At 41.3% G+C, this 21,420-nt stretch carries 17 protein-coding genes; 2 read left to right on the top strand and 15 right to left on the bottom strand.

Annotated features, from left to right (window positions below; all coding sequences use genetic code 11):
- Positions 1 to 39 precede the first annotated feature (39 nt).
- From PISS_RS07010 to glk, 6 genes are all read right to left on the bottom strand, one after another.
- Positions 40 to 1,164 (bottom strand): sterol desaturase family protein, encoded by a 1,125-nt coding sequence (locus PISS_RS07010; RefSeq protein ID WP_058154537.1) that lies wholly within the window; start codon positions 1,162 to 1,164, stop codon positions 40 to 42.
- 133 nt (positions 1,165 to 1,297) lie between these two features.
- Positions 1,298 to 2,302 (bottom strand): type I glyceraldehyde-3-phosphate dehydrogenase, encoded by a 1,005-nt coding sequence (gap, locus tag PISS_RS07005; RefSeq protein WP_013464824.1) that lies wholly within the window; start codon positions 2,300 to 2,302, stop codon positions 1,298 to 1,300.
- Complete coding sequence (gene eda, locus PISS_RS07000) at positions 2,299 to 2,931, bottom strand: bifunctional 4-hydroxy-2-oxoglutarate aldolase/2-dehydro-3-deoxy-phosphogluconate aldolase (RefSeq protein WP_013464823.1); 633 nt, start codon at positions 2,929 to 2,931, stop codon at positions 2,299 to 2,301. The genes gap and eda overlap by 4 nt, the downstream gene beginning before the upstream one ends.
- A 33-nt stretch (positions 2,932 to 2,964) precedes the next feature.
- Positions 2,965 to 4,815: a phosphogluconate dehydratase gene (edd, locus tag PISS_RS06995; RefSeq protein ID WP_058155483.1), complete on the bottom strand. Its 1,851-nt coding sequence runs from the start codon at positions 4,813 to 4,815 to the stop codon at positions 2,965 to 2,967.
- Positions 4,816 to 5,155: 340 nt separating this feature from the next.
- Complete coding sequence (locus PISS_RS06990) at positions 5,156 to 6,169, bottom strand: LacI family DNA-binding transcriptional regulator (protein ID WP_008110549.1); 1,014 nt, start codon at positions 6,167 to 6,169, stop codon at positions 5,156 to 5,158.
- 29 nt (positions 6,170 to 6,198) lie between these two features.
- Positions 6,199 to 7,197: a glucokinase gene (gene glk, locus PISS_RS06985; RefSeq protein ID WP_016899969.1), complete on the bottom strand. Its 999-nt coding sequence runs from the start codon at positions 7,195 to 7,197 to the stop codon at positions 6,199 to 6,201.
- Positions 7,198 to 7,488: 291 nt separating this feature from the next.
- Between glk and PISS_RS06980 the strand changes: the two genes are divergently transcribed.
- Both PISS_RS06980 and PISS_RS06975 read left to right on the top strand, forming a co-directional pair.
- A complete protein-coding gene (locus PISS_RS06980; RefSeq protein ID WP_013464820.1) occupies positions 7,489 to 8,505 on the top strand; it encodes a LacI family DNA-binding transcriptional regulator in 1,017 nt (338 codons plus the stop codon).
- 285 nt (positions 8,506 to 8,790) lie between these two features.
- Positions 8,791 to 9,423, top strand: a complete 633-nt coding sequence (locus tag PISS_RS06975) for a trimeric intracellular cation channel family protein (RefSeq protein ID WP_058154536.1) — start codon at positions 8,791 to 8,793, stop codon at positions 9,421 to 9,423.
- A 9-nt stretch (positions 9,424 to 9,432) separates the two neighbouring features.
- Here the strand turns inward: PISS_RS06975 and PISS_RS06970 are convergent, their stop codons facing one another.
- The 9 genes from PISS_RS06970 to PISS_RS06920 all read right to left on the bottom strand — a co-directional run bounded on the left by PISS_RS06970 (position 9,433) and on the right by PISS_RS06920 (position 21,377).
- Positions 9,433 to 9,672 carry a DUF3955 domain-containing protein gene (locus PISS_RS06970; RefSeq protein WP_058154535.1) on the bottom strand — a complete coding sequence of 80 codons (240 nt, stop codon included), beginning with the start codon at positions 9,670 to 9,672 and terminating at the stop codon, positions 9,433 to 9,435.
- A 109-nt stretch (positions 9,673 to 9,781) separates the two neighbouring features.
- A complete protein-coding gene (locus tag PISS_RS06965; protein WP_058154534.1) occupies positions 9,782 to 10,207 on the bottom strand; it encodes a GNAT family N-acetyltransferase in 426 nt (141 codons plus the stop codon).
- 27 nt (positions 10,208 to 10,234) lie between these two features.
- Positions 10,235 to 10,885 (bottom strand): YidC/Oxa1 family membrane protein insertase, encoded by a 651-nt coding sequence (locus PISS_RS06960; protein ID WP_058154533.1) that lies wholly within the window; start codon positions 10,883 to 10,885, stop codon positions 10,235 to 10,237.
- A gap of 192 nt (positions 10,886 to 11,077) precedes the next feature.
- Positions 11,078 to 11,344: a DUF4177 domain-containing protein gene (locus tag PISS_RS06955; RefSeq protein WP_058154532.1), complete on the bottom strand. Its 267-nt coding sequence runs from the start codon at positions 11,342 to 11,344 to the stop codon at positions 11,078 to 11,080.
- Between the two features lie 846 nt (positions 11,345 to 12,190).
- The gene (locus PISS_RS06940; RefSeq protein WP_036956421.1) at positions 12,191 to 13,903 is read right to left on the bottom strand and encodes an alpha-amylase family glycosyl hydrolase; all 1,713 of its coding nucleotides are present in this window, start codon (positions 13,901 to 13,903) and stop codon (positions 12,191 to 12,193) included.
- Between the two features lie 70 nt (positions 13,904 to 13,973).
- A complete protein-coding gene (locus PISS_RS06935; RefSeq protein ID WP_036956420.1) occupies positions 13,974 to 16,379 on the bottom strand; it encodes a glycoside hydrolase family 15 protein in 2,406 nt (801 codons plus the stop codon).
- A 14-nt stretch (positions 16,380 to 16,393) separates the two neighbouring features.
- Positions 16,394 to 17,881: an MFS transporter gene (locus tag PISS_RS06930; RefSeq protein ID WP_033102494.1), complete on the bottom strand. Its 1,488-nt coding sequence runs from the start codon at positions 17,879 to 17,881 to the stop codon at positions 16,394 to 16,396.
- Complete coding sequence (locus PISS_RS06925) at positions 17,871 to 19,733, bottom strand: alpha-amylase family protein (protein WP_036956516.1); 1,863 nt, start codon at positions 19,731 to 19,733, stop codon at positions 17,871 to 17,873. The genes PISS_RS06930 and PISS_RS06925 overlap by 11 nt, the downstream gene beginning before the upstream one ends.
- Before the next feature lie 150 nt (positions 19,734 to 19,883).
- Positions 19,884 to 21,377, bottom strand: coding sequence for a tryptophan halogenase family protein (locus PISS_RS06920; protein ID WP_036956417.1), 1,494 nt, complete (start codon positions 21,375 to 21,377; stop codon positions 19,884 to 19,886).
- Between the last annotated feature and the right edge of the window lie 43 nt (positions 21,378 to 21,420).

The raw sequence follows: 21,420 nt of genomic DNA, 5'->3' as shown, positions 1-21,420 counted from the left end.
TGCGGCCATTAATATTATGGCCGCAAGCTAGAATGATCACTATTTTTGTTTTTTAAACGGGTAAATTTGTTGCTTTAGCATACCTACAGGCATGTAATCACCCACAACCCCATATTCTTTAGGCCACTCTGCTTGCCCTTTTACTGCAGTACCAAACAAGTAATCTAAAAACGAAAAATGGGCTGCGTAATTTCTATCAATTGCGGCTTTATCGGATGCGTGATGCCAATGATGAAACTGCGGTGTAACCATAAAATACTTTAACCACCCAAATTTTACATTTACGTTAGCGTGATTAAATACCGCTTGAAAGCCTACAATAATCACGTACAAACTAATAATTTGCTGTGAAAAACCCAGCACAAATATAGGCGTTAACACTAAACTACGGGTGATCAGTATTTCTAAAATATGCTGACGAGAGCCTGCGAGCCAATCCATTTCTTTGGCACTGTGATGGACACCATGAAATCGCCATAAAAAGGGGACTTCGTGATACGCACGATGTGTCCAATACTGCATTAAATCAGCCACCAAAATAATTAAAAATAGCTGCAGTATAAACGGCATTTGCGCTATGTAAGCTTGCAGTGTGCTCGACACCGCCCAGCCAAAACCATAATGAACAAAATGATTAGTAACCAGTAATACAAAGCCCACTATTAAGTGGTTAACAAAGAAGTGGTTTAAATCCCCGCGCCATTCACTACGCAGTATTTTTTGCTCTTTTCGATGCGGAAGCAGTTTTTCAATTAAGATAAAAATTAAGGTTGAGCCTAATAAGTCTAATATAAACCAATCTAAGCCAATATAAGGAGTGTTATCTGCAAAGTCATTCACTTCAACATTCGGGCCGCCAAAGCTAATGGCCAGTACAATAAAAAACCACGCAGTGGCACCCAATCGCTTATTAGTATTTCGTACAAAATTAAGTAAACCCAGGCTTCCTGAAATAATAAGGGCAACAAACATAAGTTGACGTAAAAACTCGACGCTATAACTTTTACGCAATTCTGGAGTCGTTAAATATTCAGGGAAGTGGAATGCAAGCACTCCCAAGCAACTTAATATTGCCAAAAAGCAAGCAATATAACCGCTGATATTACCCTCACCAATTTGCAAGTGACTGGTGCGAAATATTTTTTTAGTGACGTGTTTTAGCATTATTTTCCTTAATATAATATGCAGTCCCTATTCTAGTGCGCATATTCTAGCAAATTTTGGGCTAACTAAAACACAAAAAAGCCACGCAATGCGTGGCTTGGCCGGATAAAGCTAAATTAACTACACGGAAAATTTATAAATATGCACCCAGCGCTTTAACTTGATCTAACATGCGGTTTGAGAAACCCCATTCGTTGTCGTACCACGCCATTACTTTAACTAATTTACCATCAGCACGTGTTTGCGTTGCATCAAAAATAGATGAAGCTGGGTTATGGTTAAAGTCGATAGAAACAAGCGGCAGCTCGTTGTACTCTAAAATACCTTTCATTGGCCCTTCTGAGGCTGCTTTAACCACTTGGTTAATTTCTTCAATGCTTGTGTCACGTTTAGCAATAAACGTTAAATCAACTAACGACACATTAATTGTAGGTACACGTACCGCCATGCCATCTAATTTACCTGCCAGCTCAGGCAATACTAAACCAACCGCTTTTGCAGCGCCCGTTTTAGTTGGGATCATAGATTGAGTCGCACTACGCGCGCGGTATAAATCTGGGTGGTATACGTCAGATAAGTTTTGATCGTTGGTATAAGCGTGAATAGTAGTCATGCTACCTTGTTCAATCCCTACCGTATCGTTTATTGCTTTGGCCACTGGTGCTAAACAGTTAGTTGTACACGACGCGTTTGAGATGATATTGCTATCGGCATTAATTACATCGCTGTTTACACCATGAACTACGGTAGCATCCATATCTGTACCAGGTGCCGATACCACTACTTTTTTAGCACCGGCTTCAATATGCTTATTAGCCGCTTCGCGTGACGTGAATAACCCCGTACATTCAAGTACGATGTCAACGTTTAGTGCTTTCCACGGTAAGTTAGCAGGATCGCGTTCTTGCGTTAAGGTGATCACATCATCGCCAATTAACATGGTGTTGTCTTTAAGCGTTACTTGCTGTGAAAAACGACCATGTACTGAGTCAAACTGAGTCAGATGAGCATTTACATTGGCTGGGGCTAAATCGTTAATAGCCACAATTTTAATTTCATTATTTTGCGCTGATTCATACAATGCACGTAATACATTACGACCAATTCGGCCGTAGCCATTAATTGCTACATTAATCATTTTTGACTCCTATTAACTTCACATGCTTGGCGAGCAAGCGTTTCAATAGCTTGCCAGTCTTTATTTTCAATAAGTTGCTTATCTAACATCCACGTACCACCTACACAAATAACATTGTTAAGTGCTAAGTAATCAGGTGCGGTTGCTAAACTAATGCCACCGGTTGGACAAAAAGTAATATCAGGTAATGGGCCGCCAATAGATTTAAGCATAGCAGCACCGCCTGCAGCTTCTGCAGGAAAAAACTTTAAGAATTTGAAACCATGAGCAGCTAAGTTCATCACTTCGCTTGGGGTCGCTGCACCGGGTAAAAATGGAATAGTAGACTCTTTTGCCAGCGCTAATAATTCATCGCTAACACCTGGACTCACCATAAAGTCAGCACCCGCTTCTACTGATGCGTTAAAGCTTGCTTTATCAACCACAGTACCTGTACCAACATAAGCTTCGGGCACTTCTGCTTTCATTAGTTTTACAGCCTCAGCTGCAATGGGTGTACGCAGTGTAATTTCAAGTGCTTTTAGGCCACCGTTATATAACGCTCTTGCAAGTGGTGCTGCATCTTCTAATTTTTCGATTACCACCACTGGCACTACCGGTGCCGATGCTAAGATTTTTTCAATACTCATTACTTGTTCCTCATTACCCAATATGGCTAATTATTATTCAAGTCCAAAAGCACTTGCACCTAAATCGGCACTGCTTACTATGTTTCTAAATCCAGTAAATAATTCACGACCTGTACCAAACGTTTGGCTTGCTTGGCTAATTTGTAGCTCACGCTGTGCAAGCTCTTCATCGCTAACATGCAGTTTTAAAATACCATTTGGCGCATCTAGAGTAACAATATCGCCTTCATGAATTTTAGCAATAATCCCACCTTCAACCGCTTCAGGTGCTAAATGGATTGCCGCTGGTACTTTGCCTGATGCGCCCGACATACGACCGTCGGTAACAATAGCCACTTTATAGCCCTGATCTTGTAATGTTGCCATTACCGGTGTGAGCTTATGAAGCTCAGGCATGCCTTTGGCTTTTGGCCCTTGCTCTTTAAGTACAGCAATAAAATCTTGGTTAAGTTCGCCACGGCTATAGGCATCTTGTAACTCACCTTGTGAGCTAAATACTTTAGCCGGTGCCGACACCACTTGATGAGACTCTGCAACCGCAGAGACTTTAATAACCGCTTTACCTAAGTTACCCGTTAGTAGCTGTAAACCACCTTGCTTACTAAATGGGTTACTTACTGGGCGAAGTACTTCTTCATCATGTGAGTTTTCTGGACACGCTACCCATTTAACTTTACTTGGGCCATTCGCATCACTCATAATTAAGTTGTCGTCTTTATCGAGTAGTGGCTCACACATGTAAGGTGCAAGGCCTTCGCCTAAAATAGTGGTTACGTCTGTATGAAGGTAACCAGCACCTGCTAATTCACGCATTAAGAAGCCCATTCCGCCGGCTGCTTGAAAGTGATTAACATCTGCTGAGCCATTTGGGTAAATACGCGTCAGTAGTGGAACAACCGCTGATAAATCAGACATGTCTTTCCATGTAACTTGAATACCAGCCGCTTTAGCAATCGCCACAATATGGATTGCATGATTGGTTGAGCCACCTGTTGATAACAAGCCAACTAAGCCGTTAATTATAGTTTTTTCGCTGATCACATCCGCTAAACACGGGCCATCTTTGTTTTCAGTAAGCTGCTTAAGCATGGTTTCAACCGCATTACCGGTTAAGCCATCACGCAGTTCTGTGTATGGGTTTATAAACGAGCTACCTGGTAAGTGTAAGCCCATTATTTCCATCAACATTTGATTTGAATTAGCGGTACCATAAAACGTACAGGTACCCGCACTGTGATAAGAAGCGCTTTCAGCTTCTAGTAGCTCTTCACGAGATACCAGTCCTTGTGCAAACTTTTGACGAACACGGGCTTTGTCTTTGTTTGGAATACCTGATTGCATAGGCCCTGCTGGTAAAAAATACACAGGTAAGTGACCAAATGATAAAGCACCAATTAATAGGCCTGGGACAATTTTGTCACATACACCTAAACAAAACACACCATCAAACACGTCATGCGATAACGAAACCGCAGTAGACATAGCAATAACGTCACGAGAAAAAAGCGATAGTTCCATGCCATCACGCCCTTGCGTAACACCATCACACATCGCAGGTACACCGCCAGCAACTTGCGCGGTGGCGTCAAATTTAGTGGCAATGCTTTTAATTAAATCGGGGTATTCTTTGTAAGGCACATGTGCAGATAACATGTCGTTATATGAATTGATAATTGCAAGGTTTGGCACCTCGTCTGCTTTTAAACGCGCTTTGTCATCGCTGCTACACGCAGCCATTACATGAGCAATATTGCCACAGCCTAATCCAGCACGAACTCTTGTTTGTTTTTTTGCGTGCGAAATACGATCTAAATAGGCTTGACGGGTTTGTTTACTGCGCTCAATAACGCGTTCTGTGACTTCTTGAATTCGAGGGTGCAACATAATTTTACTCATCTCTATTCGTTAGAGGATAAAGGCTCAGTAACAATTATAGACTCCACGAAAATAACTGTACTGAGCATCTTTGACTTACCCGTTCAAAGGTACGCTACCAGGGAGCCTCTCACAACAACCCTGACACCGGTGTCAGGGTATTAACGCATGACATTGACACCGGTGTCAACCCTGAGTCATAAAAATAGCCAATTTTTTTAACATGTACAATAAATAAACGTGAATTTTTAGTGAAATACCAGCAAGCAAATAATGAAAATTAAAAGTACAGACAAAAAAAAGCCCGAGTAAGCGTCACTCATACTCGGGCTACTGTGAAAAAAGGGTTTTATTTTACGGCTGCAGTTGACTCTCGCGTGATTAATTTTGCTTCTAAAATCACTTTATATGGCGACTCTTGCGGCTCAATAATATGGGTGATCAATTGCGTAACGGCTTGTTTTGTCATTTCTTCTACAGGTTGCGCTATGGTGGTCAGCCCAGGCCAAATGTGGCGCGCTATTGGTGCATTATCAAACCCAGCGATAGAAATATCATCAGGTACACGTAAGTTGCGCTGCGTGGCTAATTTGAGCACTGCCGCTGCCATGTAGTCGTTTGATGCAAATACAGCGGTAGGACGAGGCGATAAATCTAAAATACTACGCGCACTGTCTACTCCTGAATGGTAACTAAAGTTACCCTCTTCAACTAAGCGTTCATTAAATTCAATGCCATGAGTTGTTAATGCGCGCCTGTAACCTTTAAAACGCTGCTCAGTGGCACTGTGATCTGGGTGACCTTTAATAAACGCGATAGACGTATGTCCTAGGTTTATTAAATGCTCGGTAATTTCAAACGCACCCTGCTCGTCATTGCTGGTCACAGAAATAGAATCATCATCTAAAATTGCAGAAGCGACTCGAGCATAAGGGATTTTTTTCGACTTTAAAAAATCTACCAACTCGCCAAAATCACAAAAGGGCGGGGTTAATACTAAACCGTCAAGGCGTGATGACTGCAATAACTGCTCAATATTGTTAATGAGTGCATCGCCCCTGAGCTCACAAGGATGAATAAGCAAGTTATAGTTGTTCTCTTGGCAGGCAGCCAGTGCGCCTGTTTGCACACGGGTGATATAACTTTTACTAGGGTTATCGTAAATGCAACCAATGATAAAGCTGCGATTTTGTGCAAGGCCGCGTGCAATTGGGTTTGGGGTGTAATCTAGCTCTTTAAATACGGCTAACACTTTTTCGCGTGTAGCTGCACTGACATTAGGCTCATTATTGAGTACTCGCGACACGGTTTTTTTAGAAACACCTGCATGACTGGCAACGCTGTTTATAGTGACTTTTTTCATCTATTTATTTCCAAACCTATGCAAAGCGATTAATCCTGTTGGCTTGTATGCAAACACGCGGCAGCTCCAATTAATGGGATGTTGTCTTGTGTTACTAACGTCACCGGAATTTGACCTGTGTACTGCGACATAATACCTTTTTGCGAAAAGCGCTCAATAAAACGACTTTCAAGTAAACGAGCTTGCATGCGTGGTAAAATTCCACCGCCAATATAAAGGCCGCCTAAGGCGCCGTAGGCCAATGCTAAATCGCCCGCAACACTGCCAATCCAGTCACAAAATTGATTAAGCGTTGCATCACACACTTCACATTCACCGCTATTGGCTAAGCTGCTAATTTGTGCGGCATCTAAATTTTTTGCAGCCACCCCTTTAACCGCAGCCATGGCTTTATATAAATGAGCAATGCCAGGGCCCGAAAATACCGTTTCTACCGATACATGAGGGTGATCTTTTTTAAGTTCTTGAATAAGTTGAGCGTCGAGTTGATTAACGGCTGCTAACGAAATATGCCCGCCTTCTGAACTCATCACCGCGCACGAATGTGCGGTTCTAACTAAGCATGCTGCACCAAAACCAGTGCCTGGACCCATTACACCTATATTGGCAGACTCATCCGCTTGACCAGGTTTAACAGTGACATTTTGTGAAGGGTCTAAATACGGTGCTGCGTAGGCAAAAGCAGCAAAGTCATTTATAACGCTTAATTGAGCAAGGTCAAAGTGGTGTTTAAAATCATTAACGCTAAAGTGCCAACCTAAATTAGTTAAATGAACTTGCCCTGCATTTATAGGGCCTGCTACTGCAAGGCATGCGCGTTTAGGGGTTATATGAGACACTGTTGATAAGTAGTACTCGGTAGCACTTTCGAGCGATCCATAGTTAGCACTGGGAAAAGTATGATTATGCTCAATGGTAAATTGATTACTTGATTCGTCGAACCCAGTGATCAACGCAAAACGAGCATTTGTGCCGCCAATATCGGCAACCAGAATAGGATCAAAGTGTGTGCTAGAGTGTAAACCCATAGTGTTATCTCTTTTGTTTAAGTAATGAGTACTTATTATTTTAATGGGGTATCATTGATACTTATTTACTTTGAGCTATCACCTCAAAGCAGCTATCACTGTAAAAAAATGCTACCTTTAATAATAAAGGTAGCTAATACGTTTTGACAACAAAATGATAAAACGCCCTTATTGTGACACCGGTGTCATGAAAAAATCAATAAAAAAATGCCTTTATTGACAAATAAGCTTGAAAAAAATCACTAATAAACGAGAATATCCCCTTATTGTCCTCTTAAGTAAGTAATCGTGATGAAAGGTAAAGCCACCTCGTTTGATATAGCCCACTATGCTGGGGTGTCTCAATCTACAGTTTCCCGTGCTTTACGAAATAGTCCACTGGTAAATGACGAAACACGAAGACGTGTTCACGATATTGCTAAAAAACTTAATTACAAAGTAGACAAAAACGCCAGTAACCTTCGCACTCAACAAAGCAGTACCCTAGCATTGCTGTTGTTTGAAGACCCAACCTCAGATGAATCACAAATCAATCCGTTTTTTTTAGCCATGCTGGGCAGTATTACTCGTGCCTGCGCAAAAGAGGGTTACGATTTACTTGTTTCATTTCAATCAGCCAGCGCTGATTGGCAAGCAGACTACGAAGACAGCCATCGAGCAGATGGAATAATCTTATTAGGCTATGGCGACTACATTGATTTTCAACCAAAATTTAATACCTTGCTTGAACAAAACACTAAATTTGTTTGCTGGGGAGCAAGCGTTGATAACCGCCCTGATTTAACCATAAGTTGCGATAATTATGGCGGTGGTAAACTTGCCGCTGAGCATTTACTAGCGCATAACCGAACTGATTGTGCATTTATTGGCGATGCCTCTGATCACAGCCCTGAGTTTTTTGCCCGTTTTAATGGCTTTAAAGACGAACTCCAGCAAAACGGTGTCACCTTAAATGATCGTAAAATTGCCAACGCAATTTCTACCGAAGAATCTGGCTACCATGCTACTCGCTCTTTAATTGCTAATAATATTACTTTTAATGCACTTTTTGCTGCCAGCGATCTGATTGCCATAGGCGCAATACGCGCGCTAAAAGAAGCCAATATTAACGTGCCAAAAGATGTAGCCGTAATAGGTTTTGATAATATTTCTATTGCAAGTTACATTAACCCGCCGCTGACAACCATAGAGCAAAACACCACTATAGCGGGGCAAATGTTAGTTGAAAACTTACTCAAATTAATTCGTGGTGAGCAAGTACAAAGCACCCTGCTGCCACCGCGTTTAATTGCGCGCGGCTCAAGTTAACTCACTGTGGAGGGCCACCCTTTAAAAAGTAGTAAAATCCCCCTCCTCTTACCCTTATATTTATTTGGACTTTATTGGCTTAATTGCGGTCATTTGTCCTTGCTGTTTTTACCAGCAAACCAAAAGCGTTCTTTAGATTAACAGCCTATTCACACCTTGCTATAACATTAGTTTTTTTAATCTGAAAGTGACTGTTTTTAATGTAATTTTTCACTCGTCAATGCACTATTTTATCTCTACAATCGCACTTTTATTTTTGCTCTTAAAAGTTTAAGTGACTATTTCATGCTACTCACTATTGTTTACATCATCGGAATTACAGCAGAAGCCATGACCGGTGCACTCAGCGCTGGGCGCAGAAACATGGATTGGTTTGGGGTTATGCTAGTAGCTAGTGCCACAGCCATTGGGGGTGGCAGCGTACGCGATATTTTACTTGGCAATTACCCGTTAACGTGGGTTAAACACCCAGAATATTTACTGATCACATGCGTGGCGGGTATTGTTACAACTTGGCTAGCAAAATGGGTGGTTAAATTTAAAGGCATATTTATGCGTTTAGATGCCTTAGGGCTTGCCGCATTTAGTATTATCGGCTGCCAAGTTGGGCTTAATATGGGTTTGCACTATGGTATTTGTGTGGTCGCTGCTATTGTTACCGGCGTATTTGGTGGATTATTGCGTGATTTAATTTGTCGCCAAGCACCACTCGTATTACACCATGAACTTTACGCAAGCGTAGCGCTGATAGTCGCGTGTTTATACTTAGCACTCCATCACTACAACATTGACGACAATATCAGCGTGATTACAAGTCTAGTTGTTGGGTATTTTATACGCATGGCATCGGTGCGCTTTAAATGGCGTTTGCCTACATTTAGTTTGTTAGAAACAGCTAATTTGAAAAATGAGCAATAAAGGCAGGGGTTAATTCTCCTCTGCCCTAGCGCTTTTAAAGAGCCCTATTACTTTGCGGGCTAATAAACTGGCCACAAAAAATAACCCCAAAGCAAAACACAATATACTCAAAGGCAAAAATAAGCTTTCATGCAATACACCGTTATTATCAACGTATTGATACAGACTGTGCTCTATCAGCATAAAACCCGTGCCAAGCAATAAAAAGCAAACACTCAATGTGGCTGTTTTGTTTGTAAAAGAGCGCATAAACTATCCATAAATATTTTATTAAATTGTGAGAATAGCAGTTTGAATGAGCGAATATTAATCTACAGTGACTGAGCAACATTAATTTTTAAAATAAAAGTCACAGTCATTAAACTAAGCTTTTAGACATATAATAAAATCTGTCGTCTTCCTTATCTATGCTGAAACCTGAACGTGTGTAAAGCTTGTGCGCAGGGCTTATTTTAAAAACCCGAAGCCTAAGTTGCATAGCACCTCGGAGCACAGCTAAACGAGCACACTCATTAATTGCTGCTGCACCAATACCCATATTTTGAAACGCAGCATCTACTTGTAAGTCACGTATATAGCAACCTTCATCATCAAAAGCCAAGCGCATTGCACCCACTACATCGCCATTTAACAAAACATCCCAATTTTCAAGCTCTGAAATTTGTTCATATATTTTAAGTTGCTGCCAATCAACGCCATACTGCTCATAATATTCACGCATGTTGGTGTAGGTTAACTGTGCAGAAACCATTAAATCGGCTGTGGGCTGATAATACATATTCATTATTGCCATTCCTTTGTTTAGCGACTTTTACAAAGCATGCTGCGGCTGATGGTTTTTAAAATACTTATTTACTAATAATGACTGCAACAAGCTAGTACTACTGGATGTAGCCCAGTACAAACCAATTGCAGAAGGAAAATTAACGAGAGTAACCACACAAATAATTGCGGGAATTAGGAACAATAAGGTGCTGGTTTGTTCTGCGCTACCTGGCATCATCATCATAGATAAATATGTAATAGCCCCCACTAATAACGAAAGCGCAATATCAGGCTTTGCAATACTGGTAATCCAAGCGAATTTACTATTCAATACAATTTGTTGCAGAGCTTGAAAAGTTCCAAGGCCAAATACCCCTTGGCTTGCCATATTAATCACACTTTTTTTATCGATAAACTTAATGTTGTGCTTTTTATACAGCGCCATAGTTAATTTTGCGATTTCACTGGGCTGGTCTTTATAGTTGCTCTTTATGCTATCTAGCTCAGGTTTTAGTGCGGCAATTGCTTTTTTGTTTCTAACCATATTAGCCATAGCGACAAGGTTAATCGGCATTAAAACTAATCGCCCAATAACGGTAAACAAAATAATTGCAGCCGCTTGGCTTACGCCCACTTCATGGGTAAAAAAGGTGATTGATTGCACGATAAAATCTGTAAATAAATTCCAAATTTCCATTTTAGTTTTCCTTTTAATATGAAGTATTAAAAGTAATCATCACGACATATTATGTCAACAGTTTATTTTAAACTAAAATCAACTCGCTATGTTTAAGGGCCTATTAGGCTGTGTTACTCCTTAATGTTATGTGGAGTTGTTCACTAAAACGGGTGAGGAGCAGTGTCCTGCTTTAACGACTTGTTATGTTACTTAATTAACCTGAACTGGCCTTTTAAAAATATAGTTTTTACCCTCAATATGAACCAATTCCCAGCCATCTTCACCATATTTTGAAAGAAGCTCTTTTTGCGTATTAGAATATTCCTTTTCGATTTCTCTTAGCTCTCTACCAATAAGCCCATTTTTAAATGGATTTACATTTATAGTTTTGTATTCCCATTTCACCGGCTTAATTGATGTACTTGTACAGCCTGAGATTAGACAGAGTGTTAATAAAGCTCCGATGCTTAATTTCATAAATATCCTTATCTAGTAACATAACGCCCATTTAAGGGGCTGTTAATTGTTTGCTAAAATGTGTAGCGTAGCGAAACCGAGCAAACTGTTAGCAGTCCCGCTTTAAATTCTTGTTAGGTGTTTTTATCACTTTTGTCTGGAATATCATTGCACAAAGCACACTCTACACCTTTACGTGATTGATATAGTCTTGAACATATAAACACTGCTGTTGTAATCAATGACCAAGTACAAGCAAAAATTAATGCTTCTTGAACTGAGTGCTGTTTAAGCAACTCACTATAAAAAGTAAGGCTGCTACTCCAAGAAATACTTTTAATGCTCTAACGAACCAAAACTTAAATCCCATTTGAACTCCAAACCTTAGAAACACCTAACAATTTTATAGTGCGCTCGTCGCGTACATTTCTGCCAGCGTCACGCTAATATATTTATTAATTACTTTTTTAACAAATAACTTAACTCATTGCCAGCTAAAATTTTTCTTGCAACTAAATATAATAAGAAAGAAGAAAGTGCGCTCGTCGCTCATCTTCTTGAATATGGGAGCACAACAACCATTCTGTATATAAATACAGTATAGTTATTGAGTATATAAAAACGCGTTCCCCATTTTTAAATTATATCGCTGATTATATGTTGGTACGTCAGTATTCATTATGTACCGTGGACACCTACCTGAGGTGGATTGCATCTTATATTCATTTTCATGATAAGCGCCATGACGCCAGAAGAAGTTAAGCAACTTATGACTCATTAAAATGCGCTATAACTTGGGGGTAATGCAATTAAAGCATGTTCATAAAAGGGGCTTACGTATGTTAGCCCCTTTTATGTGTATTTTATTTATAGTGTGTTATTCAGTAACAACAAACCATAGCCAGCGAGTTGTTCGCCATTGAGGTCGTGTTGCCAGCTAGGCGTTAACCCCTGACGTTTTATACCGCTGATGCTTTGCGGGTTAACGGTTAAGTTAAGCACAAACACTGATTTACTACCGTTTAACTCGCGGGTTATTTCAACTAGGCCGTTGTCGTGTTGCGTTAATTCATAACTGCCTTTAATACCCAGCTCTGGGCGCTGTTTTTTCTGCGAAATTAAGTGCTGGTACAAGCGCCATAATGAGTTTGGCTGCATTTGCTGTACTTTAACATTGCGATCACCTGCGCTAAGCTGCTCGGCTAAAAATTCAGGCCACCAGCTTGTAAAGTCTTTACCAAATAATTCACTTTGTTCAACCCAGCTCGTTTTAGCTTTGGTAAAACCGGCTTGATTGCTGTTGTCCCATTGCATAGGCGCACGTTTATACACATCGTGAACTGTGCCACCTTGTGTTAAGCCTATCTCTTCACCGTAATAAATATACGGCGTGCCAGGAGAGCTAAATAACATGGCGGCGGCAAGTTTTGCTTTATCGTCGTGCTCTGCAAGTTGATAAGCGATACGTTCTTGGTCGTGATTAGTTAAAAACGGTGCAAAAAAATCAAGCGGTGCATTTGAATCAATACGCTGTTGTAAATTTTGTTTGAGCACATTGGCATCAACTGTATTCACTTGTTGATTAGATTGCATAGTGCCAAATTGCGCTTCACCACTTACATCGGGTTTTAATAAGCCCAATATTTTATAGCCCACTTCAAAATCAAAGCCTTGATCGAGGCCTTTACCTTCGCCAAAGTATTTTGCTGCAACGGGAATGTCTGCCCAAGCTTCACCTACTAAATACGCCTCTGGATCAACACTTTTTACGTATTGGTTAAAGTGCTGCCAATATTCAATAGTTTCGTCGGTATCGGCTTGCGCATCTGCGCCACCTTCCATTGCAAAACGTACTGCGTCTAATCTAAACCCTGCAACGCCTTTATCAAGCCAAAACTTAGCCATTTTTTCCATTTCGGCAACAATATCAGGGTGGCGTAAGTTCAAGTCAGGTTGGCTGGCTCCAAACGCACCATAGTAATACTGCTGACGTGTTTCATTCCAATGCCATACTGCGTCGGGTTGGTCGTTATTACTCCAAGCATGCCCCCAACCACTTCCTGCATTTGGCATATCGTCGCGCCAAATAAAGTAATCTGCATAAGGAGCTTGTTGTTTTGCTGAACGCTGAAACCATTCATGGTTACTTGATATATGGTTTATAACTAAATCAAGTATGACTTTCATGCCTTTGTCGTCAGCAGCTTTTATAAAGGCTTCAAACTCGGCCATGCTGCCGTAGTCGTTTTCTACTTGGTAAAATTCAGTAAAATCATAGCCATGATACGACGGTGCTTCAAACATGGGGGTTAACCACAGTGCATTTACGCCGAGCTCTTGTAAATACGGGAGCTTTTGGGTCATACCGTTAAAGTCGCCATGACCATCAGCATCGCTATCGTAAAAACTGCGGGGCCAAATTTGGTAAAATACCGCATTTTGCCACCAAGGCGTTGCGTGTTGTTCAGTATTTAGTAGCGATGTTTCGGTGTTATTCGTGTTGTTATTTAATGATGGTGCGCTTTGGCAGCCTGTTAGCATGATTGCTAATGCTAATGCGCTCAAGGTAAATGTTTTCATTTCAGCCTCGTTATTATTGTAACAAATAACATAGCCGTATTTTACTACGGCTATGTTAATTAGTTTGCGGTTATTTTAGTGCTTTAGTTACCACCGGGTAATGATCCCATACTTGTTTGTCGCTTAATGAGCGCACTAGCTTTACGTATTCCGCATGTGTCCACGCCAGTGGTGTGGCCGAGTTTGTACCCTCGCCTAACGTGTAAACCGCTTTATTAACGCCTACGCCATCCCATACTTGTTCTGGTAGCATCATACCTTCGTTAGCAAATTGCTCTAGCCCTTTTACATAGCTATTTTTAATAGCCTGCTGTTTAGTTGCATCTAACGTATTATTGGCATTCGCGGCGGCAATTTCGTAATGACCTCGTTCACCGGTAAAAAATGGCCAAACTCGCCCACGTTGCCCTGGGCTATTTTTTCCACCTTGCGCATAATTAGCGCCAGTTACTTCGTCTTCACCGTAGCCGTCGTTACCATAACGGCGGTAGCCTGCAAATGTGCCGCTACCATCTGTAAACTCAAAGCTGTATTTAACTTGTAAGTTATCTGTTAGGGTTTCGTCATCATACTCTGGCAGTGTTTTTACTATGCTAGGCGCTAGCGCATCACGTACGCCATAGCGAACCAACTCTAAAAAGCCACCATCAAGTATTTGCTTTTTATTAAACCCTTCACGGCCATTATTAGCGTTAATTTTAGTATTTGAATTGGCGTCTTTGTCTTGACCAATACGTATAAAATACTCGCCGTCTGAAGCGTTTGATTCTAAATTACCTGCGGTGGTAAACATCATACTTTCTATATCGGCGTTGTAACTTTTTGCTGTTGCAAGGTAGCGTTTAGCATTCACCTCATCTCCTGCCATTTTTGCAATATCAGCGGCGGTAATTAAACCGGCAATAACAGCAGCGGTGGTTGATGGCGAATACCCTTCTTGCTCTTCCCAACGCTCTTGTTGAGTCGCAGGTGGGGTTATTTGCATGTCGTTCCATAGGATTTTAGCGCGCCCACCGTCTACCAAAAAGTCAGCGGCCGGTTTTAACATGCGGGTATACCAATCAGTTAGCTCAGCATCACTTAACACATCTGCCTGATGAAGCTTCCACGCTAGCATAATAGGCATAGCGGTTTGGTCTAGCTGTACGCCTACCCATTCAAGTTCGCCATCTACGTGCGTTTTTTGTAAAAACCAACCTGTGTCGCCGTTGTTGCCCGGGGTTTTGCTGTTTACTTGTACTTTTTCCAGGTATTCAAATGCGGTTTTAGCTGTTGCGGTATCGCCTAGTGCCATAAATGCCATGGCAACTTGATAAAAGTCGCGCACCCATACCGCTTTGTAACCGGTAGAGCCGGTTTTCGCCGATACGGTTTCACCCCATGGGTTAGATAAAGAGGCAATAAGTGCCCCAGCATGAGTTTTGTCTTCTTGCGCTTTTAACACCATAGCACTGGTGTAAAGTAACTTGCCGTTATCAGCGGTTTGTTCGCTCATGTTGTTTAGCGGTGCAAGGCTTTGCAGGTAGTCTTGCCAACCAAGCGCTTCGCCTTTACCGTTGTAATTATCAAGCACAGCTTGGTAACCTTTGGCAAGCGTAGCTTGCCCTTGTTTAAAGCTTGATTGCTGGTTGTTACCAAAGCTTAAGGTTAAATCGAACTGGCTGTTTTCACCAATTTCACCCAGCTCTGCAAGTAGGCTAACATTACCCGATTGTTCACCGGTAGTTTTATAAACTCGGGTAAGCTGCTGAGTTGTTTTAAGCTGGCTTAAACCATCGCTCACACCTGTAAAACCAACACTTGTTTGTTTAAATGGCTGTGCACCTTGCAATGACAAGTAATTATCGCCCTGCCACGCTACCAATCCTTGCTCGGTGGTTTTTGCAAAGTCATCTAAGCCGTTGTTGTTTATATACGGGTTAACTGTTACATATGCTTTTACACCGTCAAGCTGGGTATTAAAAATACTGCGTACAAATAAGCTTTGACCGTCTGGGTCGGTAAATATATGTTTTTCGAGGCTAAAGCGACCTTGCTTATCTTTGCTTACTACTTTGTATGCTAATGATAACGGGCGGCCTTTATCGTCTTTGTATAAGTAATCAATGGTAACGTCTAAATCGTCAGCTTCGGTGACTGTAAAATCTTTTCCGACTACAACAAATTGCATGTCTTTAATTTGCGCTTGATGAATAAGCCCGAACATGGTTTCGGTGATCATCCCTTTGGCAATCGAAAACCATACTTTTGACACTTTACCTGTAGGTGCTTCGTCACTGTAATGGCCATTTTGGTATTGCTCAAAAGACGTGCCTATCCCAGTTTTGCCTGCGTATGCCCAAAATGGGGCTTCGCCTGGTGCGCCTGGCGCACTCACTGATGTTTTTGCTACTGCACTGGTTTGCGTATTTTGCACGCCACAACCTACAAGGCCTGCGGCCAATATTGTCGCGGTAATTAGGTTATATTTTTTCATTTTAGCCCCTTAAATTAAGACTGTTTAACACGCAGTACGGCAACCGCTGCAAGTACAAAAGACACAGCACCTAGCATCAATGCGTAAATAGGTTGATTTTGGAAAAAGTGACGGAGTATCAGGCCAAGTACACTGGCGGCTAATAATTGTGGGATCACAATAAAAAAGTTAAATATTCCCATATACACACCCATTTTATGACTCGGTACTGAGGTACTTAACATGGCGTAAGGCAACGACAAAATAGACGCCCACGCAAAACCAATACCTATCATTGGCCAAATAAGTAAGCTCGGTTCTTGTATAAACATAAAGCTCGCCAAACCTAACGCACCTAAAATAAGGTTAAGTGCATGTGCTAGTTTTAAACCAACACGCTTAACGATGATCGGGATACATAAAGCCGCCAATGCAGCAAAACCGTTGTAAGCCGCAAATAAAATACCCACCCAGTCTGCACCATTGTTATACGCCGCTGAACTTGTGTCGCTGCTACCATAATGAAAACTGGTTACCGCTGAGGTGGTGTAAATCCACATGGCAAATAAGGCAAACCAGCTAAAAAACTGTACCCAAGCAAGTTGTTTCATCGCCTCTGGCATGGTGAATACATCGTTAACGACTTGGTAAAAGCCACCGCTGGTGTGGTTTTTTGCCTGTAGTGCGGCTGCAATAAATTGAATAACGCCAAAACTCACTAAGCCAGCTGCTAATAGGTACAGCTCTTTTTCTAGGTTTAATCCCGTGACTAAACCAAGTACGGCAAGCCCTAGCACGGTAAATACACTGCCGCCTTTACTAAAGTTAATTTGTGCACAAACCGTCTGTTCGACTTGAGCTTGCTCTTGTTGATTAAATGCGGCCAATTCTTCAGGTGAATATTCTTTGGTGGTTATAATTGTCCAGCCCACTGCGACCAGCAATACAACTGCACCAAAGTAAAATGAGTACTTTACTGAATCAGGAATTTGCCCTGCAGCGGCGGTGTTGGCAATATCAAACCAGTTTGTCATCATCCAAGGGAGTGCAGAAGCAACCACGGCGCCTACGCCTATAAAAAAGCTTTGCATTGCATAGCCCGTAGCACGCTGTTTGTTTGGTAGGTTATCGCCTACAAGGGCGCGAAATGGTTCCATGGTGACGTTAATCGATGCATCCATGATCCATAACATGCCCGCTGCAATCCAAAGTGTTGGTGAGTTTGGCATAATAAATAACGATAATGTGGTTAAAATAGCGCCGTATAAAAAAAACGGACGACGGCGACCTAATTTGCCCCACGTCTTATCACTCCAATAACCAATAATTGGCTGTACAATTAAACCGGTAAGTGGTGCTGCTACCCACAAAATAGGAATATCGTCGACATTCGCCCCAAGGGTTTGAAAAATCCGACTTACGTTACCGTTTTGCAGTGCAAAGCCAAATTGAATGCCTAAAAAGCCAAAGCACATGTTCCATATTTGCCAAAAGCTTAAGGTTGGTTTGTTATTATAATTCATGGTCAGCCTTATTTGTTAAAACTGCACTACTGAGTGCATCAAGGGTCAGCGTAAAGGTTGTATTTTGTTTCTCATCGCTCACCAAAATACCGTTATGCGACTCTAATAGATCGTAAAGCGTTGAGTTTGGTTTGAGCATTGTTGCTTGATTGGGCGTGAGCGTAATAGTGACTGTTTGCGCTTGCTGACTAAAGTTACTCAGCACCCATAATGATTGTTGGCCTAAGGTACGCACAAAACCAATCACGCTGTCACTCCCCGTGATCATCAGTTGCGCCATATCGCCGGCAACAATCGCTGGTAAATCGTTAAGTGCCATAATTGAAATGTAATATTGGCGTAATTGCGCTTGTTCAGTTGTTAACTGACCGCCATCAAATTTACCGTTGTTCATCCATGCTTGGTGAGCAGGAACACCAATATAGTCAAAAATACTGGTGCGAGTTGGGCTACCAAACCCCGCGTTTTCTGAGCCATCTTCACCGACATCTTGTCCAAAATAAAGCAAGCTTGGCGAGCGACTGATTAGGTGAGAGACCACCATTGCAGGCTTGCCCAATGCGGCATCGCCGGCAAAATCAGGACTTGCGATACGTTGTTCGTCATGGTTTTCTAAAAAGTGCAGCATATGTTGCTCTATGTCAGCCACTTTTTGCTGAGCATTAAAAATACTACTTGCGGCTTGCTTGCCTTGCATTATAGCTTTTAAGGTGTCGTAAAAGCCTACTTTGTCATACAAGTAATCCATTTTACCTTGGTGAATATAAGTTCGGTACATCAATGGGTTGTACACTTCGGCAAGTAAAAATGCATCGGGTTTATGCATTTTTATCGATGAATTTAAAAAGCTCCAAAATTCAACCGGCACCATTTCAGCCATATCATAGCGAAAGCCATCCACGCCTTTATCTAACCAATAAAGCGCAATATTTCTAAATTTATACCAGCTATTAGGCAACTCTTTATCTTGCCAAAAGGCGTAATGAGCGCGGTAGTCTTGGTTTTCTAGCGCCTTAGGTAAAGTTGGAAAATCTAGGCTACCATCGGGTTTAACACCGTAGTTTACTTTTACTGTTTCGTACCAGTCGTTTATATTAGGCTGTGGAGAGCGTGCACCGTTTCCTGTCCATTTAGCCGGTGTTTCATTAAATTTACCATCAGCTAAGGGATGAGAATTTCCGCCAAGCACTTGATAACTGTCGCTCGAAGGCACTTGAAATGACTCACCAGGTACATAATAAAAGTTATTATTAACATCATAGTCTTTGCTGGTATCGTCTTGTTCACCAAAGTCTTTAACGCCATAAGGCTTAGCCGTTGAGTGGTAATCACGTGCAACGTGATTGGGCACAATGTCTATTATCACTTTCATATCATGATCGTGGGTACGTTCAATAAGCGCGCTAAACTCTTCGAGCCTGTTCGTTACATTTACCGCCAAATCAGGATTTACATCGTAATAATCTTTAATTGCATAGGGCGAGCCTGCACGCCCTTTAACCACATCTGGATCATCCTGACTAATACCATATTCGGTGTAATCACCCACTAAGGCATGATGTAAAACGCCGGTATACCACACATGCGTAGTACCCAACTCTTTAATACCTTTGAGCGCAGCATCGTTAAAATCAGCAAACTTACCCACGCCATTTTGCTCTTTAGTACCCCACGGAATATTAGCTGTTTGCGTATTACCAAATAAACGAGTAAACACTTGATAAACAACTGGCTTTACAGGCTCTGTCTTATTTACCACCGTTTTTGCTTGCGTGCTTTCATTATCATCACTGCAGCCTTGCACAACTAATGTGCTTGATAGCAGCAAAGGTATGTAAAATCTTTTTTTCATTGTGTGTGTCATTTTTATTTCAGTGTTGTCATTGGTTTATACTAAAGCTAACTGTAGTTTGGTTACAGTTGCTGCATACGTATTCACAGCTATATTCAGACCCTGTTAACCCAAGAATTAAACTGCTAAGCATGTTACTAGCCAAGGCACTTATTTTGGTTTTAAACTACTTAAAAATACGGTGTGACTTGGCAGTTGCTCTACCGTTGAATTTATTAGTGTTTTTAAAGTTAAGAATAAATCTGTTAGCTGTTCACTGCTTAACGAATCAACAATACTGTTATAGTCATCAGGTATTAGGCCTTGACCTATCATGACTTGTTGCCACGCCACTTCGGCAAATAACTCATCGTTTTCGCGCACTACTTTGCCCGTTTGTTTAAATAAATCCATTTTATGCGTTAACGATTGCGGAATTTCCATTTGCTTACATTGACGCCAAAATGGAGTATCTTCCCGCTCAGTTAGCTTATAGTGCAAAATAATGAAGTCACGAATATGCTCGATTTCGGTGATGCTTTGCTTATTAAATTCTGTTACTAACGCATCACTAACCCCATGGTGAGGAAATAACTTAATTAAACGCGTCACAGCACTTTGTATTAGGTGAATACTGGTTGATTCAAGTGGCTCTAAAAACCCACTCGATAAGCCAATGGCAACGACGTTTTTATGCCACTGTTTTAAACGACGACCCGTTTTAAACTTAATTAATCGGGGTTCAGTAATAGGCTCTGCAGGAAGATTATTGAGTAATAATTGTTTTGCATCGTCATCAGATATATAGCGGCTACAATATACTAAGCCATTCCCCATTCTGTGCTGTAATGGAATTTGCCACTGCCAACCGGCACTGTGCGCAATTGAACGTGTATAAGGTTTTAATTCATCATTTGATGCTGTTTGTACTGCAATGGCGCTATCGCAGGGTAAGTAGTGCGACCAATCTACAAACCCAGTATTGAGTGTTTGCTCAATCAATAAGGCACGCAAGCCCGTACAATCTAAAAATAAATCGCCACTGATACTGCTGCCATCATCAAGGGTTAGGCTCTGAATATTGCCACTGGTTGGGCACTGCATGACCTCATTAATTTTAGCATCTAGATGTTTTACCCCCCGCTCTGTGGCTAAGTGCTTTAAAAACTCAGCATACAAACTGGCGTCAAAATGATACGCGTAGCTTAATCCTGGCAACGACGTGTTAGAAATGGTATTCAGTGGAGCAAATTTGTTGTTTTTCGCAGCCTGATAATTTAATGAAAAATCCCAAAAATCATCTTTGTTGCCTTGCGTTTGGCCTTTAAGCCAAAAATTATAAAAGTCACAAAAAGGGAAGTTTTTACCCAAAGTGCCAAACGCATGCATATAACTGTGTGCTGAGCTTTTCCAGTTTTCAAACTCAATACCAAGCTTAATCGTCGCGTTAGTGGCATTTATAAAGTGTTGTTCATTGATACCCAATGCATTATTTAGCTGCATTATAGGGGGTATAGTGGCTTCCCCTACGCCCACTGTGCCAATGTGAGTTGATTCTATTAGGGTAATATTAATTACTTTACCTAATACTTTATTTAACAGTGCAGCGGCTATCCATCCAGCTGTACCACCGCCTGCAATGACGACGTGTTTTATTGGCTTCATATTATTGCTCACTTTTTTAAATCAGAATTTAAAAAGTTTGATA

Source organism: Pseudoalteromonas issachenkonii (assembly GCF_002310795.1).
Lineage (GTDB): Bacteria > Pseudomonadota > Gammaproteobacteria > Enterobacterales > Alteromonadaceae > Pseudoalteromonas > Pseudoalteromonas tetraodonis.
Note: the sequence above shows the minus strand (reverse complement) of the source record. Positions and strands in the feature narration are given on the sequence as shown.

Coding starts and splice junctions, on each gene's coding strand:
- PISS_RS06920 (WP_036956417.1), bottom strand. CDS start 21,377: ATGAAGCCAATAAAACACGTCGTCATTGCAGGCGGTGGTACAGCTGGA.
- PISS_RS07010 (WP_058154537.1), bottom strand. CDS start 1,164: ATGCTAAAACACGTCACTAAAAAAATATTTCGCACCAGTCACTTGCAA.
- PISS_RS06940 (WP_036956421.1), bottom strand. CDS start 13,903: ATGAAAACATTTACCTTGAGCGCATTAGCATTAGCAATCATGCTAACA.
- edd (WP_058155483.1), bottom strand. CDS start 4,815: ATGTTGCACCCTCGAATTCAAGAAGTCACAGAACGCGTTATTGAGCGC.
- eda (WP_013464823.1), bottom strand. CDS start 2,931: ATGAGTATTGAAAAAATCTTAGCATCGGCACCGGTAGTGCCAGTGGTG.
- gap (WP_013464824.1), bottom strand. CDS start 2,302: ATGATTAATGTAGCAATTAATGGCTACGGCCGAATTGGTCGTAATGTA.
- PISS_RS06975 (WP_058154536.1), top strand. CDS start 8,791: ATGCTACTCACTATTGTTTACATCATCGGAATTACAGCAGAAGCCATG.
- PISS_RS06965 (WP_058154534.1), bottom strand. CDS start 10,207: ATGAATATGTATTATCAGCCCACAGCCGATTTAATGGTTTCTGCACAG.
- PISS_RS06980 (WP_013464820.1), top strand. CDS start 7,489: ATGAAAGGTAAAGCCACCTCGTTTGATATAGCCCACTATGCTGGGGTG.
- PISS_RS06970 (WP_058154535.1), bottom strand. CDS start 9,672: ATGCGCTCTTTTACAAACAAAACAGCCACATTGAGTGTTTGCTTTTTA.
- PISS_RS06955 (WP_058154532.1), bottom strand. CDS start 11,344: ATGAAATTAAGCATCGGAGCTTTATTAACACTCTGTCTAATCTCAGGC.
- PISS_RS06935 (WP_036956420.1), bottom strand. CDS start 16,379: ATGAAAAAATATAACCTAATTACCGCGACAATATTGGCCGCAGGCCTT.
- PISS_RS06930 (WP_033102494.1), bottom strand. CDS start 17,881: ATGAATTATAATAACAAACCAACCTTAAGCTTTTGGCAAATATGGAAC.
- PISS_RS06960 (WP_058154533.1), bottom strand. CDS start 10,885: ATGGAAATTTGGAATTTATTTACAGATTTTATCGTGCAATCAATCACC.
- glk (WP_016899969.1), bottom strand. CDS start 7,197: ATGGGTTTACACTCTAGCACACACTTTGATCCTATTCTGGTTGCCGAT.
- PISS_RS06990 (WP_008110549.1), bottom strand. CDS start 6,169: ATGAAAAAAGTCACTATAAACAGCGTTGCCAGTCATGCAGGTGTTTCT.
- PISS_RS06925 (WP_036956516.1), bottom strand. CDS start 19,733: ATGAAAAAAAGATTTTACATACCTTTGCTGCTATCAAGCACATTAGTT.